This is a genomic window from Ignavibacteriales bacterium (assembly GCA_016700155.1).
Lineage (GTDB): Bacteria > Bacteroidota > Ignavibacteria > Ignavibacteriales > Ignavibacteriaceae.
In genome coordinates, this window is record CP065001.1 from 488,085 (window position 1) to 505,740 (window position 17,656).

The window sequence follows — 17,656 nt, forward strand, 5'->3', positions numbered from 1 at the left end:
GTTTATGAAAAAAATGTTTTTAATCCCTCTGATATTAGTGATTGTATTTCCGTTATCGATGCATGCGCAATTCGGAAAAAACAAAGTTCAGTACAAAGATTTTACATGGTACTACATCCAGACTGATCATTTTGATATTTACTTCTCGCAAGAAGGATCACACCTTGCTGAGTTTACTGCCAAAGAATCCGAAGATGCTCTCGAATCAATTCAAAATAGTTTTAAATATAAAATAAATAACCGTGTAGCAATCATTGTTTACAATTCACAAAATGATTTTCAGGAAACAAATGTAACTGATCAATACCTGAGCGAAGGTATACAGGGCTTTACTGAGCTTTTCAAGAACCGTGTAGTAATTCAATACACGGGTTCATATAAATTGTTCAGACATTTAATTCACCATGAACTTGTACACGCCGTTATCAATGATATGTTCTACGGTGGTTCATTGCAGAATCTGATTTCCAACAGAGGCGCTGTTGCTCTACCGCTATGGTTTAATGAAGGTATGGCAGAATACCAGGCTTTAGGATGGGATGTTGATACAGATATGTTTATCCGCGATGCTGCAATAAGTGAATACCTGCCTGATATACCTTATCTTGACGGGTACTTTGCTTACAGAGGCGGTCAATCTGTTTTCTATTATATCGCAAATAAGTATGGCAAAGAAAAGATTGGAGAGCTTATAAACAAAGTTAAGAATACAGGCAGCGTTGAAGAAGGTTTTAAGTCATCTATCGGTTTGAAGATTGAGGAATTAAATGAGAGATGGAAAAAAGATATTAAAAAAATATTCTGGCCTGATATTGCCAAAAGAAAAGACCCGGACGAATTTGCCAAGCGCTTAACAGATCCAAAAGAAGATGGCGGTTCATATAATATAAGTCCGGCCATTTCACCACAAGGCGATAAAATAGCTTTTATAACCAACCGCGACTACTATTTTAATGTGTACCTTATGAGCGCGATTGATGGAAAGATCATAAAAAAATTAATTGAAGGAAACCGCACACCTGATTTTGAGGAGTTGAACATTCTCACTCCAGCATTAAGCTGGTCACCGGACGGAACCAAAATTGCTTTGGGTGCAAAGCGAGGTGGTTATGATGTTGTATACATAATTGATGTTGAAACAGAGGAAAGAGATGAGTTGCCAATAAATCTTGACGGCATTAAAAGTGTTGCCTGGTCGCCTGATGGCAGCAAGCTTGCATTTATTGGTCAGAATGCAAAACAGTCCGATGTTTACCTTTATGATATTGAAACTAATGAAATGACTAATCTGACGAATGATCTTTTCAGTGATAGTGATCCGGCATGGTCATCAGATGGTAGAACGGTTTATTTTGCTTCTGACAGAGGTGAGTTCTTAACAACAAAAGAACTCCCTGATTCTTTCAAAATTTACGAACACAATATTGATCAACTGGACTTGTATTCCATTAATATAAATAACAATGTCGTTTCCAGAATTACAGATATGCCAGGCAGTGATGAAACTTCACCAGCGGCAGGACCGGATGGGAAGGAATTAATTTTTATATCAGATAAAAACGGAATTAATAATATTTATAAACTGAAACTCAGCGATGAGAGCGGGGCATCACTAAATTTGCTTGGTCAAACGCCGGTACCTTTAACAAATTCTTTGAATGGTTTGTACCAGCTATCATTGTCAAAGGATGGTCAGAAGTTGACGTTCTCAACTTTGTACCAGGCATCTTTTAGTATTTTTCTTTTAAGCGATCCTTTTGGGCAGGATCTGGAAATGAAGGAACTTGAACCAACTGTTTATATCTCTAATCTTCAAAAGAAAAAAGATGTTACCGACGATAGTGAAAATGAATTTTCACTTGTTGCAGATGACTCAACCGAAAGTACGCTATCATTTTTTACGGGTTCATACATTGATACTTCATCTGTTGTTACCGACACATCAAAATCCAGTTATGATAAGTACATTTTTGGTGATAAGTCAGTTGCAGGTGATACGTCAAGTGCTTCAAAATTTGATCTGACGGATAATCTTGATCAATCAGGTAATTACAAAGTCAATAAATATAAAATTACTTTTTCTCCCGATCTTGTGTATGCAAACGCCGGATATAGCACTTTGTACGGACTGCTTGGAACCACAGTTATTTCGTTCAGTGATGTATTAGGTAATCATCGTCTTGTAGGTGTTACAAGTCTGCAGATAGATTTAAAGAACAGTGATTACGGCATTGCATATTATTATTTACCCGAAAGAATTAATTACGGAGTTGAAGTTTTTCATACAGCAAGATTTGTTTTCCTGAGCAGGGGATTTAGTACAAATCTTTTCCGGTTCAGGAATTTTGGCGCTGTAGGCTCATTAAGTTATCCGCTAAACAGATTTTACAGAGTTGATGCCGGACTTAGCTGGCTGAATGTCTCAAGTGAAAACCTTGATGACCCCACTGAGGCTTCAGAAAAAGTTAGTTATGTAATACCAACATTAAGTTTTATTCACGACAATGTTCTCTGGGGTTACACCTCACCTGTTGACGGAACCAGATACAGATTTGATGTATTTGGTAATCCTGGAATAGGGAAGAAGGCATTAAGTTTCTATTCTATCTTGGGTGATTACAGAACTTATTTCAGATTTTTTGATGACTACTCTTTCGGCTTCAGGTTATCTGGCGGATACTCCGGCGGAAATAACCCGCAAAGATTTTTTATCGGTGGAATTGAAAACTGGATTAACCGGTCATTTGCTACAACTGAAATTCCAATTGAATCAGCGAGTGATTTTGCGTTCCTTACAGCCGCGTTGCCATTGCGCGGATTTGACTATGCGGAAAAAATCGGAACTAAATACGCATTGATGAATATGGAATTGCGTTTTCCATTGATCAGATATTTGTTAACAGGTGCTTTACCTATATTGTTTAGTAATATTCTTGGCGTAGCATTTATAGATGTTGGCACTGCATGGGATAAAACAGGACAATTACAATTCTTTTCGCGTAATGAAAAAAACAGTGTAATCTCTAAAGATTTATTAATGGGTACCGGTGTCGGCGCCCGTTTATACTTCCTTTATTTTCTACTCCGGTTTGATGTAGCGTGGGCATATAATGTTGATAATTTTTCACGGCCCAAATTTTATATATCTCTTGGTGCTGATTTTTAAAAATGATCCCCGAAGTTTCATCTTCGGGGTTGTCTCTATTTATTCTCTTTTGAAGAAGCGTCTGGTTTAGGTGTGACTGCTGGTGATTTGCTATCAGGTTTTTGTTTGTTGTCAGATTTTGTTGAATCACTTTTTGATGATGATTTGTAATCTGTCTGGTAGAATCCGCTTCCTTTAAAAATCGGACCAGCACCTGTACCGATTAATCTTTTTACCGAGCCTCCACATGATGGACACTCTTTGATGGGTTCAGCGGTCATTGGTTGAAATAACTCAAATGTATTACCACAATCATTACACTTATAATCATAAGTCGGCATTTTAAATCCTCAAAAAAAATTGAGCAAAACTTAATGAAAAAATTATTTTTTTTCTATAAGTTATCCCCGGTAATTCAACAATGATTTATGCTGATAAGAGCAAGAAGGAAACATTGAGAAATAAATTTTGGTTACTAAGCTGTGCCATCGTATTTAGTCTATTCTCCGGCTGTTTAAACTATATACAAGACGTTCAGATTTATCCGGACGGTTCAGGTAAGATGACAATTCACTACTGGATGAACGCACCTGATGAAGAAAATTTTCAAATCCTTGACAGAGTGGGAATATTTAATATGGACTCAATGCGTAATCAGTTTAGTTCTGAATTTAGTACAATTGAAAACGTTGAAGTTTATACTGATACCACCGATAGTACGGTTCACGGAATTGTCAAATTTAGTTTTATTCATATTGATTCATTAAATCAAACAAAAGCTTTTTCAGATGCTAATTTTGAATTCCGGGATGGGGCAGCAGGTCAGAAGATATTCTCACAATTTATTCCCCCAATAGCTACCGGTTTTGGAATTGATGGAAGTGAATTTACTGTTACTTACAAGTATACATTTTCAGGTGAGATCATCACTCATAATGCACTTTCAGAGGAAGGAAGAACTTTAGTCTGGAACTATTCATTACCCGAGATAGGACGCGGGAAGACCATATCGGTAACATTTCGCCCTTATAAGTTAAAAGAAACCCCGTATTGGATTTATATAATTTCAGGTGTTGTACTATTAATTGTTATAGTCTTTCTATTTCGCAAAAAAAAGGATTGAGCGATAGTTTTAGAGGATTTTCCTCAAAAGTTAAACATCTGTTTTATTGACTTACCAAACCCATTTGTTTATATTATCCGTCTGTTTTTAAGAAGGTTGGCTAAATTATCGTATGGCAACAAGTGATTTTATGATTTTTTCAGGAGGCTCAAACCTGCCTCTTGCAGAAAAAATTGCGCAGAACTTAGGCAAGCCACTTGGTGCTATTGAACTAAAAAGATTTAGCGATGGCGAAATTTGGGTTAAATACGGTGAGAATATAAGAGGCTCGGACGTATTTCTTATTCAATCAACCAATCCGCCTGCCGAAAATCTTCTTGAACTTTTAATAATGATTGATGCGGCCAAACGTGCCTCAGCAAGCAGAATTACTGCTGTAATACCATATTTTGGATATTCAAGACAGGACAGGAAAGATCAGCCGAGAGTGTCTATAACCGCCAAGTTAGTCGCCAATCTTATGACTATTGCGGGAGCTGATCGTGTAATGACAATGGATCTTCACGCAGCACAGATTCAAGGATTTTTTGATATTCCTTTCGATCACCTGTATGCTTCTAAAATGTTTACAGGATTGTTTTCTGATCTATCAAAGAATCTTGTGGTTGTTTCACCGGATGTTGGTGGAATCAAAATGGCAAGGTCTTACGCAAAGAGATTGCATTCAAATCTTGTTGTAATTGACAAAAGACGCCCAAAACAGAATCTTGCTGAAGTGGTTCATATTATAGGCAGTGTTGAAGGTAAAGATGTTCTTCTTGTTGATGATTTAATAGACACTGCTGGAACATTTGTTGGAGCGGTTGAAGCGTTAAAAGCAAAGGGAGCCTTAAATATATATGGTGCAATCACGCACCCTTTATTATCCGGACCAGCTATAGAGCGATTAAATAAATCACAACTAACTAAACTGTATGTTTCGGATTCGATTTTGATAAATGATAAAGTAAAATCAGATAAAATTTCAGTTGTTACTGCTTCAGACTTATTAGCAGATGCAATCGAAAGAACTTATAATAATAAATCAATCAGTTCACTTTTTGATATTGATAAAGGATAATTTAGACCGGAGATATAATGGAGAAAATAGTTCTAAAAGCAAATCAGCGAACAGAAATTAATAAAGCTTCCAGAAGCAGCCTTAGAAAAAACGGAAGAGTTCCTGGGATTTTTTATTCAAAACATAATAAACCGATTGCAATTGATTTTTCTGAGAAATCAATAAAGCCATTAGTATTCACTTCAAGCACAAATCTTATTGCTCTTGATGTAGATGGAACCGGTGAATTTGACTGCGTCATTAAAGATGTACAGTTTGATCCCGTAACAGAACGTATCGTACACGTTGATCTTCTCGGCTTAACCACAGATGAAACTTTTGAACTTGAAGTTCCCATTCTCTACATTGGTTCACCAATAGGAATTAAGGAAGGTGGAGTACTTCAACAGGTGCTTCATAAACTTCATATTGAATGTCTGCCAAAAGATATTCCACAGCATCTTGATATAAATATTGAAAATTTAAAACTCGGAGAGTCAATCCATATTTCGGATTTAAATTTTGAGAATATAAAAATTCTTAATCAGGAAGAAGCTGTTGTTGTTGCTGTCACACATCCTAAGGTTGAAAAAACACCGGCTGAAGGTGAAGGAGCAGAAGCTTCTGCTGAACCTGAAGTAATTGGTAAAGGTAAAGCCGAGACAGAAGAAGAATAGTCCTGGTGAGGGTTATTTTAGGGATAGGGAATCCTGAAAACCGTTATACATTTACAAAGCATAACCTGGGATTTCTTATACTCGACAATTTCGCTAAAGAATATTCATTAAATTTTAAGCCTTCTACTGCCAACTACTATTATTCTTCAGGCAGTATTGATAACGATGAATTCATACTTGTAAAGCCCGCGACCTATGTAAATAACAGCGGATTAGCCGCTGTTGAACTGCTTAAAGCTTACGATATAAATATTAAAGATTTACTTGTAGTTCAGGACGACCTGAATCTTGAATTTGGAAGTCTCCGTATAAGAGCTTCCGGTGGGGATGGGGGACATAACGGAATAAGTTCCATCATCTATCACCTTAATTCAAATCAATTTCCCCGCCTTCGTTTTGGTATAGGTAGTGAATTCGAAAAAGGAAACATGGCAGAATTTGTTTTATCAAATTTAAACGAACATGAATTCGAAACACTCAACCAGAAAAAATCAATAATAAATTCATTGCTTGTTGAATTTATTAAAGGCGGCACAATCAGAATGTTAAATTTTTATAGTACAATTATTAATTCAGATTCAAATAACCATTTACTTAATCAGTCAGGAGATTAGGAGATAGTATGGATTTAACTTTTCATATCATTCCGTTGTTCGGGTTGCTTGGCCTTCTCTATACGTTCTGGAAATCCGCATGGGTTTCAAAACAGGAAGTCGGCACAGACAAAATGAAGAAGATATCCTCTCACATTGCAGAAGGTGCAATGGCATTTTTAAAGGCAGAGTATAAAGTTCTGTCAATTTTTGTTATATGTGTTGCGATTCTTTTAGGTGTTTCGGCAAATCCGGAAAATTCATCACCTATGATTGCTGTATCATTTATCGTTGGAGCGCTTTGTTCCGCACTTGCCGGGTTTATCGGTATGCGCGTAGCCACAAAGGCAAATGTACGCACTACCAATGCAGCCCGCCACAGTTTAGGTAAAGCATTGGAAATTGCTTTTGCCGGTGGTTCGGTAATGGGAATGGGAGTTGTAGGTTTAGGTGTTCTTGGATTAGGTGGTCTGTTTGTGATTTATGGTGATATGTTTGGAATCGATAATGTCACAGACTTGAATAGAGTGATAACAATAATCACAGGGTTTTCTTTTGGTGCTTCTTCAATTGCTTTATTTGCCAGAGTAGGCGGAGGAATTTATACCAAAGCTGCGGACGTAGGCGCTGATCTTGTTGGAAAAGTTGAAGCAGGAATTCCTGAAGATCATCCTCTTAATCCTGCAACTATTGCTGATAACGTGGGTGATAATGTTGGTGATGTTGCCGGTATGGGTGCAGATCTTTTTGAATCTTATGTCGGATCTATAGTTGGAACTATGGTGCTTGGTGCTGCCTTTATGGCAGATGGATTCGTTGATAACTACAACGGACTTTCCGCTGTTCTGCTTCCATTAGTAATTGCCGGTGTCGGTATTATCATGTCTGTACTGGGAACCTTTTTTGTAAAAGTAAAAGAAGGTGGAAACCCTCAGAGGGCTTTGAACATCGGTGAATTTGGATCATCAGCATTAATGATAGTAGCTCTTTGGTTTATTATTAAATGGATTCTACCTGAATCATGGCAATTCACTGATCCATTATACAAGGATGAATCAGGAAATCAACTCGTCAGAGAAATTACATCAACTGGAATTTTTATAGCTACAACTTTAGGTCTTATTGCAGGTGTGTTAATCGGTGTGATTACCGAATACTATACCGGCACGCATAAGCGACCTGTTATCGATATTGCAAGACAATCTCTGACAGGTGCTGCAACAAATATTATTGCCGGTATTGGTAATGGAATGTTTTCTACAGCTATTCCGGTTTTAATTATTGCCGCTGCAATAATAGGGGCATTTTATTTTGGCGGCTTGTACGGAATAGCAATCGCCGCAGTCGGTATGCTATCAAATACAGGTATTCAGCTTGCAGTTGATGCTTATGGTCCAATATCAGATAATGCTGGTGGTATTGCCGAGATGTCTGAACTTCCCAAAGAAGTTCGCGGAAGAACTGATAAACTTGATGCAGTCGGGAATACAACCGCGGCTATTGGAAAAGGTTTTGCAATCGGATCTGCAGCACTCACCGCTCTTGCATTGTTTGGTGCGTTTATGACATCTGCCGGGATTCAATCAATTGATATTTCAAAAGCGGATGTTATGGCTGGATTATTTATTGGAGGAATGTTACCGCTTCTCTTTTCAGCATTAGCAATGAAAGCAGTAGGACGCGCAGCAATGTCGATGATCGAGGAAGTGAGACGTCAATTTAAAAGTATCCCGGCATTAACCGCGGCACTCAGTGTAATGAAAAAGAATGATGGTAAGGAGATGTCCGAATGGAGTTCAGAAGATAAACATATTTTTGAACAGGCTGACGGAGCTGCAGAATATGGAAAGTGCGTGGAGATTTCTACAAAAGCCGCAATTCGACAAATGGTCTTGCCAGGTCTGCTTGCAGTTGCAGCACCGGTATCTATTGGGTTTGTTGGTGGGGCAGAAATGCTCGGCGGACTTCTTGCAGGTGTAACTGTAACCGGAGTTTTAATGGCAATCTTCCAATCTAATGCCGGAGGTGCATGGGATAATGCAAAAAAAATGTTTGAGGAAGGTGTTGAAATTAACGGTCAAAAATATTTTAAAGGATCCGATCCGCATAAAGCAGCCGTTGTCGGTGATACTGTAGGGGATCCGTTTAAGGATACATCGGGTCCGTCGCTTAATATTCTCTTAAAATTAATGTCTGTTGTAGCCCTTGTTATTGCCCCGTTAATTAAATAATTTTGCAGAGCTTTAAATAACATATTTATCAATCCCTGCTCTTACTTAAGTAAGGGCTTTAATATCCATAGGGAGGTGACACGAATGAAAACTAACGTTTATGAAAGTGCTGTTCTTATTAATGCAGCACTTGATGATGAACAGATCGAATCAATAATTTCACGGATTAAAGAAACCATTGTAAATAATGGTGGTGAAATTAGAGAAGTAGAGAACTGGGGAAGAAAAAGATTAGCCTACATGGTGAAGAAAAGCAAAATCGGTTATTATGCAATATTCCGGTTTAATGCCCCATCTAACCTGCTCACCAAACTCGAGCGTTATTATACGCTTGATGAATACATTCTCAGATATCTGACAATCAAACTGGATGCAGATGCAATTGAACATCTTGAGATGCACAAACTCATTTCTTCAGTCCCTGAAGTTGTAACTGCTGTTGAAGATGAGCAAGAAACTGAAACGCCAGAAACTGTAAAAGGTGAAATAAATGAAAATGAGAATAATAATTAAATAGTCTAGATGGAGGATTAACCATGGCCGATCTAAAAATGCCTGAAATTAACTACGTAATTGTCGCCGGAAATTTAACTAAAGACCCGATTTTTCGTCAGACGACAAACAACACTCCTGTCGTTAACTTTTCTATTGCTTCTAATAGGAAATATAAAGACAGTTCTAACCAGTGGCAGGAGGATGTATGTTATGTTGGCATTGTTGCATGGAATAAACTTGCCGAAAGTTGTAAAGAGAGACTTAAAAAAGGATCTGCAGTTTTAGTGGATGGCGAACTTCAGAGCAGAAGCTGGAAATCAGAGGAAGGTCATAACAGGAGTATCGTTGAAATAAAAGCTCGCAGAATTCAGTTCTTGAATAAAAGGGGAAGAATAAACGAAAACGAGAACGGACACGATGCCGAGAATGAAGAAACTGTTGATGTGTTCACAGATGATGCTGTAGATTATACAGAAGATTCTTTCGATAAATTTCTCTCAAATGAAGAGTCTGACTTATTAAAATAATTGAAAGTTTAAAAATGAAGAAAGAAATAAAAGCAAAAAAAATATGCAGGTTTACCCAGAATAAAGTAAAATACATCGACTATAAAGATGTAAAACTTTTACAAAGGTATACTACTGAACAGGGAAAGATTATCCCGAAAAGAATAACCGGTACCAGTTCCAAATACCAGAGAGAACTGTCCATCGCAATTAAACGAGCAAGACATATGGCTTTGTTACCGTATGTTTCTGACACTATCCGATAGCCCAAACAGGAGAATAAATGAAAGTAATATTAAGACAAAACATAGAAACACTCGGACAAATTGGGGAGATAGTTGAAGTAAAAGACGGTTATGCCGAAAATTATCTTATACCCCGTAAACTCGCCTACGCGGCTCTAAAAGGAAATATAAGAGCTCTTGAAGAAGAGAAGAAAAATCTTTCCAAGAAAAGGGAACAGGAATTAAAGGCTGCGGAATTACTTGCGACTGAACTTGAAAAAGTTTCGGTCACCATTCCCGTCCAGGTAGGAGAAGAGGATAAGATATTCGGATCAGTCACAACTCAAATGTTAGCTGATGCACTTAAAGAAAAAGGTTATGAAATCGATAAAAGAAAAATTGAGATTGAAGAACAGATAAAATCTCTTGGCATATATACTATTACTGTTAAGTTGCACACAAGTGTTGCAGCTAAAGTTAAAGTGTGGGTTGTTAGAGAATAACTTACCGAATAGGTTTAAAACTGAAAAAGGAACGGCGATCGTTCCTTTTTTTTTGGCTATAGCAAACGGAAAAATTTATCTTGCTTTAACTTTGTTTTCCCGCACAAGCTGTGCAATCTGTGCAGTACCGTATTTAGATATAGTTTTAATTGCGCTTGTGGATAATTTTAAAGTAATAAACCGGTTCAGTTCCTGAACCCATATTCTCTTCTTTTGAAGGTTCGGAAGGAATCTTCTCTTTCTTCTGTTATTGGCGTGAGAAACATGGTTTCCTGCTATTGGGCCTGTTCCTGTTAATTGGCATCTACGTGACATTTCATTACTCCTGATTCAACGCTTAATAATTTTGAGCCATTAATATAGGACATTTTGTTCAAAATTCTTAAACATTTTTAAATATTTTTATGGACTTTTTCCTTAGATATTCCAGTAATGCTCAAATTGTTGAAAAACTGAGGAAAACGGAAAATTTAGTTTATAGGTTGCACTCTCAATTTTAATCTCACATATAATTTGACAAATAGAAATTCCCTGCTATCTTTAATCCCGAAGGTGTTAATCTTTTACTGCACGCAATGAACGATCCAAAAACTATACAACAAGTTTCTAATGAAAGGGAATAACTATGGAATTCTATGAACTTCATCCTGAAACACCGCAATTAAGATTTATCAATAAGGCTGTCAAAGTATTAAAAGAAGGAGGAGTAATTATCTATCCAACTGATACGGTATATGGCATTGGTTGTGATATTTTTAATAAAGAAGCATTAGAAAGAATATTTGAAATTAAAAATGACAGTACCAACAAGCTGTTCAGCTTTGTGTGTTCGGATCTAAAAGACATCTCCAGGTACGCAAAAGTTTCGGATTATGCTTATCGAACTATGAAACATCTTTTACCCGGACCTTATACATTCATATTACCGGCTGCAAAAGAAGTTCCTAAAAAATTATGGAGTAAAAGGAGAACCGTGGGTATCCGTGTCCCGAATCATTCAGTTACACTATCGCTTGTAGGTGAATTAGGAAACCCGATTATTTCAACAAGTGCAACAAACCGGAAAGGTGAAATTCTTTACAATCCGGATGAGATAAAAAATATTTTTTCATCGCAGGTTGACCTTATGCTGTCTTCAGGATATCTGCAGGGAGATCCATCAAGCGTTGTGGATCTAAGTGAAGATGCCCCTGAAGTAATTCGCGAAGGCGCAGGTGATGTAAGCCTTTTTGTTTAGTCTACGCTTCTCTTATCAAATGCATGGTTGAAGCCTGGACAGTCGGCATAACAACTATCTCATTTATGTTGACGTGTGGAGGTCTTGTTGCACAGTACATAACTGTGTCAGCAATATCCTCTGGGCTCAATGGTTTTGTTCCTTCATAAACTTTTTTTGCACGTTCTTCGTCGCCGGAAAAACGTACAAGGCTGAATTCTGTTTCCACCATTCCCGGATCAACTGAAGTTATTCTTATATTCTTATCAAGCAGATCAATCCGCATACCCTTAGTGAGTGCCTTAACGGCAAACTTTGTAGCGCAATAAACATTTCCCATTGGGTAAACTTCATGTCCGGCAATTGAGCCGATATTAATTATATGTCCGAATCCTCTTTCGACCATCAATGGGGAGATCATTCGCGTCATAAACAAAAGACCTTTAACATTTGTATCGATCATTTCTTCCCAATCCTGAATTTTGCCTTCATCAATTTTACTAAGTCCCCGAGCTAATCCAGCATTGTTTATAAGCACATCGATTTTTTTCCAATGGTCCGGTAAAGAATTTATTTTATTCTCGACATCTTTTTTATCCCTTACATCCAACTGAAGATTTAATACATCATTACCCGAAAGCTTTTTTAGATCATTACTGAACTTTTCCAGTAGTTCTATCCTTCTGGAGATCAAAATCAATTTTGCACCTGCTTTTGCAAATTCAAATGCGCATGCTTTACCAATTCCGGCAGAAGCTCCTGTGATAACAACTATTTTATTTTTCATTTCGTACACAATAAACCCTTTCAATTAAACTTGAAAATTCCGTAATCAACTTAATAAAGAAGCTTTTGAAGGGAAAGCGAAAGGACTAAAAACATCCTGGGATTTTTGAACTGCATTTATAACATCTGTCTTTCACAATTCTGTTGTGAAGCACTTTGTGCCAGTCACGTTCAATCAATTTTGTCTTACACGAAGGACAATAAGTAATCTGTCCTTCTGCATTATGAACATTACCGACATAACAAAATTTAACTCCCATTGATAGTGCAATTGATCTTGCCCGAATAAGTGTAGCTTCCGGTGTTCTTGATTTTTCCATCATTTTAAAGTCAGGATGGAATGCTGTAAAATGTAAAGGTATAGAATCACCGAGATTTTTTAATATCCAATCACATTCATTTTTTATTTCTTCATCAGAATCATTTTCATCCGGGATCAGCAGGGTAGTTATTTCAAACCATATATCGGTTTCATTCTTCAACCATAACAAAGTATCAAGCACATCATCTAGATGCGAAAAAGTAACCTTATGGTAAAACTTTTCTGTAAACGCTTTCAGATCGACATTGGCTGCATCAATATATTGATAGACATCTTTGCGTGCTTCCTTGTCAATATAACCTGCTGTAACCATAACAGATTTTATTTTTTCTTCTCTGGCAATTCTGCTGATATCGATTACATACTCACCGAATATTGTCGGATCATTATATGTAAACGCAATTGATGGCGCTGAATATTTTTTTGCGAGCCGGACAACATCTTCGGGAGAAACATCGAGAGCATTCAGATCATCAAGTTTTGCTTTACTGATCGACCAGTTCTGACAAAACTTGCAGCCAAGATTGCAGCCTGCTGTACCAAAACTTAGAATGTCTGTACCGGGATAAAAATGATTGAGCGGTTTTTTTTCAACAGGATCAATTGCAAAACCAGTTGGTCGTCCATAACCAAGAGTGATTAATTTTCCGTTTTGATTTTGACGAATATAGCAAAAGCCCGGCTGACCATCGCCCATTTTACAGTAACGAGGACAAAGCGTACAAAGTATTTTATCGTTCTCAACAGGCTTCCACCATAACGCTTCTTTTACATCAAACATTTTTTTCTCATCTAATGAAAACAATACTACAATATTGTTTTATTCTATTACTTCAATCCGTAACCAGTTCACTCTGCTTTTATCTGAATAAGGTGCGCCGGAAGCAAACACAACAACGTCATCTTTTTTAACGCAGCCGTTTTCTAAAATTATTTTTTTTGCTTTATCAATTGCCATATGCTCTTTATCAATCGAATCCATATAAACAGGAATCACACCCCATCGTAAACAAAGTTTGTTCATTGTGTCAAAGCTGTCAGAGAGTGCGATTATTTTTGCTTTCGGTCTGAACTTAGAGAAATTAATTGCAGTTCTTCCTTTATTAGTCAAAACAACAATCGCACGTGCGTTAACCTGCTTGCTTAACATTGATATGGCACGTCCGACTGAATCAAATAAATTTTCCTCAAGTGTTGACGGTACTTCTACTTTGTGTTCAATCATTTCAATTGAATGATCATCAGAATTCTTTAAAATGTCATTCATAATTTTTACTGATTGAACAGGGAACTTACCAACGGATGTTTCCGCGCTTAACATCACAACATCAGTCCCGTCCCACACAGCGTTAGCAACATCAGATGCTTCTGCTCTAGTCGGCACCGGGTTATTAACCATCGACTCAAGCATTTGTGTCGCGGTAATGACAAGCTTTCCGACAGCGTTACATCTCAGAATAATTTTTTTCTGGATGATAGGAACTTCCTGGGGAGCCATTTCAACTCCAAGATCACCTCGTGCAACCATTATACCATCCGCTGCATTCAATATTGATTCAAAATTTTCTACCGCTTCAGGTTTTTCAATCTTAGCAATTACTGGAATAGAAGAATTTTTTTTCTTCAGCCATTCTTTGAGTTTGATAACATCTTCTGCCTCACGGACAAATGACAGCGCGATAAAATCAACTCGGTGTTTCAAAGCGAATTCAAGGTCTCTGAAATCTTTTTCAGTAACTGATGCCGTAGAAAGTTTCATTCCCGGAAGGTTCATCCCTTTTTTAGGACGAAGGATTCCTCCTTCTTCTATCTCACAAATCACACTTTTGTCTTCTTTGCCGGTGATGCGAAGTTTTATTAATCCGTCATCTATTAAAATTTTATCACCTATTCTCGCATCATCAACAAGGCTTTTATAAGAAGTTGAGATCATTTCCTTTGTACCGATATGGTCGTCAGTTGTGATCTTTATTATGTCTCCTGTCGATATATAAATTTCCGGTTGTGAAAGTTCACCAAGTCGTATTTTAGGTCCCTGTAGATCAATAAGAACTGCGAGTGGTAAATTCTCCGCGACACAAGCTTCGTGAATATTATGGTAGAGCGTTTCGTAAAAATCATAATTGCCGTGAGAAAAATTCAGTCTCACACCATCCGTGCCTGCGTTTAATAATTGCTTGATTGTGCCTAGTGATGATGTTGCGGGACCAAGCGTGCACAACATTTTAGTCTTTGAGAAATTATCAGGGTAGTTTTTCATTTTCGCTTTTTGGTTTTAGCTGTGCTTCCGTTTGTAAATTTCATTGCTCTCGATTTAGAGTAAAGATCTTTTATTTTTTCTTCAACAAGATAAAAAACGCTTTTGGGTTCATACGAACCATTAGGCATTCGTTTTCCTGCTTTTACTCCTGTAAGCAGTTCAATGCCTTCTTCAACTCTTGTGATAGGATAGATGTGAAAATTTTTCTTCTTCACATCGTTAAGAATTTCTTCCTTCAACATAAGTTCCTGAACATTTTGCGCAGGAATAATTACACCGTGATTTTTCACACCGCCGTTTGATTTACATACATCATAAAATCCTTCAATCTTTTCATTAACCCCGCCGATCGGTTGAACATCACCTTTTTGATTTAATGAACCTGTAACCGCCAACGATTGTTTTAAAGGAAGTCCTGACAATGTAGATAACAGCGCGAAAATTTCCGCACATGATGCGCTATCACCATCAACCGTTCCATAGCTTTGTTCAAAGACTAAGTTAGCATTAAATGACAGTGGAAGATTTTGTCCGAACGTTTCTCTGAAGTAACCGGAAATTATAAGCACACCTTTGTTATAATGGCGTCCGCTCATTCCTGCTTCGCGTTCAACATTAATTATGGTTCCGCTTCCGAGTGAAACGGTTGCAGTAATACGCGTAGGTCTTCCGAAAGAATAAAAGTCGGCGCCATAAACAGCAAGTCCGTTTATCTGTCCTATCCTTTCACCATCAGTATCAAGCAGCAGAGTTTTTTCTTTTATCATTGAATCAATTTTTGACTCAAGCATTCCATGCCTGTCCTTAGCAATTTCAAAAGCTTTTTTAACGTGCGCACCGCTTACTATATCAAACCCGTCATCCTTTGCCCAGAAACTTGCTTCGCGTGCAACGTCTGCAATTTTTGAAAATCGTGTTGTCAGTTTATTCTTATGTCCTGCAAACACCGCGCTGATCTCCATCAGGTGAGCAATTGCAGTTTTGTCAAACTCAAGCAGACTTTCTTCTTCAATTAATTTTTTAATTACCCTAGCATATTCAACAAGCACTTTATCCGTGCGGGGAATTTCATAATCAAAATCTGCTTTAACTTTGAACATTTTTTTAAAATCATATTCACGATCTGCTAAAAGAGAATAGATGTATTGGCTGCCGAGAAGTATAACTTTTGTTTCTATGTTTATCGGTTCCGGTTTTAATATAGATGAAGAGAAAGAAAACATTGCGGGCGATTCCTGTATCTCCAACTTTCTGTATGTCAAAACTCTCTTTAATGTTTTCCATACAGCCGCTTCTTCAAAAAGATGAAGAACATTAAGAACAAGAAATCCGCCGTTAGCTTTGAGTAACGATCCGGCTTTGATTTTAGTAAAGTCAGAGTACCAGCCGCCGTGTCCGTCATTTACTTTTTCAATTGTTCCGAACAGGTTTGTAAACGTTGGTGATGTTTCAATAATAACAGGACAATTACTTGATTCGCTATTATCAAGAATTACATTTACATCATACTCTTTGAAGTAGTCGATTAAAAATCCTTCAGGACTTGTATCACCTTCAGGTTTTATACCTTTAAATATCTGAATGTTATCCAGAATATTTTCTTCAACATGATTTAAATAAAGTACAACTTTCGGATCAGGATAACGTTCACGAAGAGAGCTTAAAATTCCGCGAACAACAATTTCGGATGCACCGCGCTCAAGCTTAATTAATTGTTCCTGGAATTCCTGGCTTAGTTGAAGTCCTTTTTTAAAAAGTGACTGAAGTTCAGGCTGGTATGAGTTATACTTTTTAATAACCGATTGAGCATCATCTTTAGTAACTTTGCCTTCCTGTACAAGCTCTTCAAACTGATAAACAGGAACCGGCTTACCATCGATTAAAGGTATTACATCAGGACGGGCAACATCACCGACTTTGATTTGTCCAAGCGTGAAATTTTCTTTTCTGATTTTTTCATCAAAAGAATTCAACAATGCCTGTTCTTTTTCATGATATCCATTTATGATCTTTTGCCTTCTGGCGATGTAGTGATCGCTTTCAAATGTCTGGGGTATTCTTTGCTTTAATAAATTAATTGCGTTTGAAATATCTGTGCGGAATTGTTTTGCCTTGCCCACAGGGAATACGAGAAGTATTGGTTCATCAGGATCTTTGAAGTTATTTACATAAGCATAATCATTTAGCTGCGGACAATCAGAACTTATTTTTTCAAGAACTTTTTTGACCGTTGTCGCTTTACCTGTTCCTGAAAGTCCTGCAATAAAAATATTGTAACCCGGCGCACGCAGGTCAACTCCAAGCCTTATAGCTTTTAACGCGCGTTCCTGACCGAGTATTCCTTCGATCGGTTCAATGTCCCCGGTTGAGTAGAATTCAAAAATATCCGGGTCGCATTTCCATCTAAGTTCATCCGGCTTTAGTTCTCTATGAACGGATTTTTTTGGCTGGTTCATTTTTCCCCTTGTGGTTTTAGACGATTTGGTAGTTGTTCGCTTTTTCAATTTATCCTTTCATATTTCATATTAAAATCTAA

The 17,656-nt window shown here is 37.4% G+C and carries 17 protein-coding genes; 11 read left to right on the forward strand and 6 right to left on the reverse strand.

Features of this window, described 5'->3' with window-relative positions; translation table 11 throughout:
* Positions 1-4: 4 nt before the first annotated feature.
* Entirely contained in the window at positions 5-3,166 is a 3,162-nt protein-coding gene (locus tag IPM56_01935; GenBank protein QQS36743.1) for a PD40 domain-containing protein, read from the forward strand.
* 35 nt (positions 3,167-3,201) lie between these two features.
* Here the strand turns inward: IPM56_01935 and IPM56_01940 are convergent, their stop codons facing one another.
* Entirely contained in the window at positions 3,202-3,486 is a 285-nt protein-coding gene (locus tag IPM56_01940) for a zinc ribbon domain-containing protein (protein QQS36744.1), read from the reverse strand.
* A gap of 113 nt (positions 3,487-3,599) precedes the next feature.
* Between IPM56_01940 and IPM56_01945 the strand changes: the two genes are divergently transcribed.
* From IPM56_01945 to IPM56_01985, 9 genes are all read left to right on the forward strand, one after another.
* The gene (locus tag IPM56_01945; GenBank protein QQS36745.1) at positions 3,600-4,268 is read left to right on the forward strand and encodes a hypothetical protein; all 669 of its coding nucleotides are present in this window, start codon (positions 3,600-3,602) and stop codon (positions 4,266-4,268) included.
* A gap of 112 nt (positions 4,269-4,380) precedes the next feature.
* Positions 4,381-5,328: a ribose-phosphate pyrophosphokinase gene (locus tag IPM56_01950; GenBank protein ID QQS36746.1), complete on the forward strand. Its 948-nt coding sequence runs from the start codon at positions 4,381-4,383 to the stop codon at positions 5,326-5,328.
* Between the two features lie 17 nt (positions 5,329-5,345).
* Entirely contained in the window at positions 5,346-5,984 is a 639-nt protein-coding gene (locus IPM56_01955) for a 50S ribosomal protein L25 (protein ID QQS36747.1), read from the forward strand.
* Positions 5,985-5,989: 5 nt separating this feature from the next.
* Positions 5,990-6,598, forward strand: a complete 609-nt coding sequence (locus IPM56_01960; protein QQS36748.1) for an aminoacyl-tRNA hydrolase — start codon at positions 5,990-5,992, stop codon at positions 6,596-6,598.
* An 8-nt stretch (positions 6,599-6,606) separates the two neighbouring features.
* A complete protein-coding gene (locus IPM56_01965; protein QQS36749.1) occupies positions 6,607-8,808 on the forward strand; it encodes a sodium-translocating pyrophosphatase in 2,202 nt (733 codons plus the stop codon).
* A gap of 84 nt (positions 8,809-8,892) precedes the next feature.
* Entirely contained in the window at positions 8,893-9,321 is a 429-nt protein-coding gene (gene rpsF / locus IPM56_01970) for a 30S ribosomal protein S6 (GenBank protein QQS36750.1), read from the forward strand.
* A gap of 23 nt (positions 9,322-9,344) precedes the next feature.
* Positions 9,345-9,830 (forward strand): single-stranded DNA-binding protein, encoded by a 486-nt coding sequence (locus IPM56_01975; GenBank protein ID QQS36751.1) that lies wholly within the window; start codon positions 9,345-9,347, stop codon positions 9,828-9,830.
* Between the two features lie 14 nt (positions 9,831-9,844).
* Complete coding sequence (locus IPM56_01980; GenBank protein ID QQS36752.1) at positions 9,845-10,075, forward strand: 30S ribosomal protein S18; 231 nt, start codon at positions 9,845-9,847, stop codon at positions 10,073-10,075.
* A gap of 17 nt (positions 10,076-10,092) precedes the next feature.
* Positions 10,093-10,536: a 50S ribosomal protein L9 gene (locus tag IPM56_01985; GenBank protein QQS36753.1), complete on the forward strand. Its 444-nt coding sequence runs from the start codon at positions 10,093-10,095 to the stop codon at positions 10,534-10,536.
* A 75-nt stretch (positions 10,537-10,611) separates the two neighbouring features.
* On the opposite strand, the gene rpmB is transcribed toward IPM56_01985, so the two are convergent.
* Entirely contained in the window at positions 10,612-10,851 is a 240-nt protein-coding gene (rpmB, locus tag IPM56_01990) for a 50S ribosomal protein L28 (GenBank protein ID QQS36754.1), read from the reverse strand.
* 310 nt (positions 10,852-11,161) lie between these two features.
* Between rpmB and IPM56_01995 the strand changes: the two genes are divergently transcribed.
* The gene (locus tag IPM56_01995) at positions 11,162-11,773 is read left to right on the forward strand and encodes a threonylcarbamoyl-AMP synthase (protein ID QQS36755.1); all 612 of its coding nucleotides are present in this window, start codon (positions 11,162-11,164) and stop codon (positions 11,771-11,773) included.
* Position 11,774: 1 nt separating this feature from the next.
* Here IPM56_01995 and IPM56_02000 read toward each other — a convergent pair whose 3' ends face one another.
* From IPM56_02000 to IPM56_02015, 4 genes are all read right to left on the reverse strand, one after another.
* The gene (locus IPM56_02000; protein ID QQS36756.1) at positions 11,775-12,548 is read right to left on the reverse strand and encodes an SDR family oxidoreductase; all 774 of its coding nucleotides are present in this window, start codon (positions 12,546-12,548) and stop codon (positions 11,775-11,777) included.
* A 76-nt stretch (positions 12,549-12,624) separates the two neighbouring features.
* Positions 12,625-13,641 carry an AmmeMemoRadiSam system radical SAM enzyme gene (gene amrS / locus IPM56_02005; GenBank protein ID QQS36757.1) on the reverse strand — a complete coding sequence of 339 codons (1,017 nt, stop codon included), beginning with the start codon at positions 13,639-13,641 and terminating at the stop codon, positions 12,625-12,627.
* Between the two features lie 39 nt (positions 13,642-13,680).
* Positions 13,681-15,120: a pyruvate kinase gene (gene pyk, locus IPM56_02010; GenBank protein ID QQS36758.1), complete on the reverse strand. Its 1,440-nt coding sequence runs from the start codon at positions 15,118-15,120 to the stop codon at positions 13,681-13,683.
* Positions 15,117-17,576 carry an AAA family ATPase gene (locus tag IPM56_02015; GenBank protein ID QQS36759.1) on the reverse strand — a complete coding sequence of 820 codons (2,460 nt, stop codon included), beginning with the start codon at positions 17,574-17,576 and terminating at the stop codon, positions 15,117-15,119. The genes pyk and IPM56_02015 overlap by 4 nt, the downstream gene beginning before the upstream one ends.
* Positions 17,577-17,656 lie beyond the last annotated feature (80 nt).

Coding starts and splice junctions, on each gene's coding strand:
- IPM56_01935 (QQS36743.1), top strand. CDS start 5: ATGAAAAAAATGTTTTTAATCCCTCTGATATTAGTGATTGTATTTCCG.
- IPM56_01940 (QQS36744.1), bottom strand. CDS start 3,486: ATGCCGACTTATGATTATAAGTGTAATGATTGTGGTAATACATTTGAG.
- IPM56_01950 (QQS36746.1), top strand. CDS start 4,381: ATGGCAACAAGTGATTTTATGATTTTTTCAGGAGGCTCAAACCTGCCT.
- IPM56_01955 (QQS36747.1), top strand. CDS start 5,346: ATGGAGAAAATAGTTCTAAAAGCAAATCAGCGAACAGAAATTAATAAA.
- IPM56_01965 (QQS36749.1), top strand. CDS start 6,607: ATGGATTTAACTTTTCATATCATTCCGTTGTTCGGGTTGCTTGGCCTT.
- rpsF (QQS36750.1), top strand. CDS start 8,893: ATGAAAACTAACGTTTATGAAAGTGCTGTTCTTATTAATGCAGCACTT.
- IPM56_01975 (QQS36751.1), top strand. CDS start 9,345: ATGGCCGATCTAAAAATGCCTGAAATTAACTACGTAATTGTCGCCGGA.
- IPM56_01980 (QQS36752.1), top strand. CDS start 9,845: ATGAAGAAAGAAATAAAAGCAAAAAAAATATGCAGGTTTACCCAGAAT.
- IPM56_01985 (QQS36753.1), top strand. CDS start 10,093: ATGAAAGTAATATTAAGACAAAACATAGAAACACTCGGACAAATTGGG.
- rpmB (QQS36754.1), bottom strand. CDS start 10,851: ATGTCACGTAGATGCCAATTAACAGGAACAGGCCCAATAGCAGGAAAC.
- IPM56_01995 (QQS36755.1), top strand. CDS start 11,162: ATGGAATTCTATGAACTTCATCCTGAAACACCGCAATTAAGATTTATC.
- amrS (QQS36757.1), bottom strand. CDS start 13,641: ATGTTTGATGTAAAAGAAGCGTTATGGTGGAAGCCTGTTGAGAACGAT.
- pyk (QQS36758.1), bottom strand. CDS start 15,120: ATGAAAAACTACCCTGATAATTTCTCAAAGACTAAAATGTTGTGCACG.
- IPM56_02015 (QQS36759.1), bottom strand. CDS start 17,576: ATGAACCAGCCAAAAAAATCCGTTCATAGAGAACTAAAGCCGGATGAA.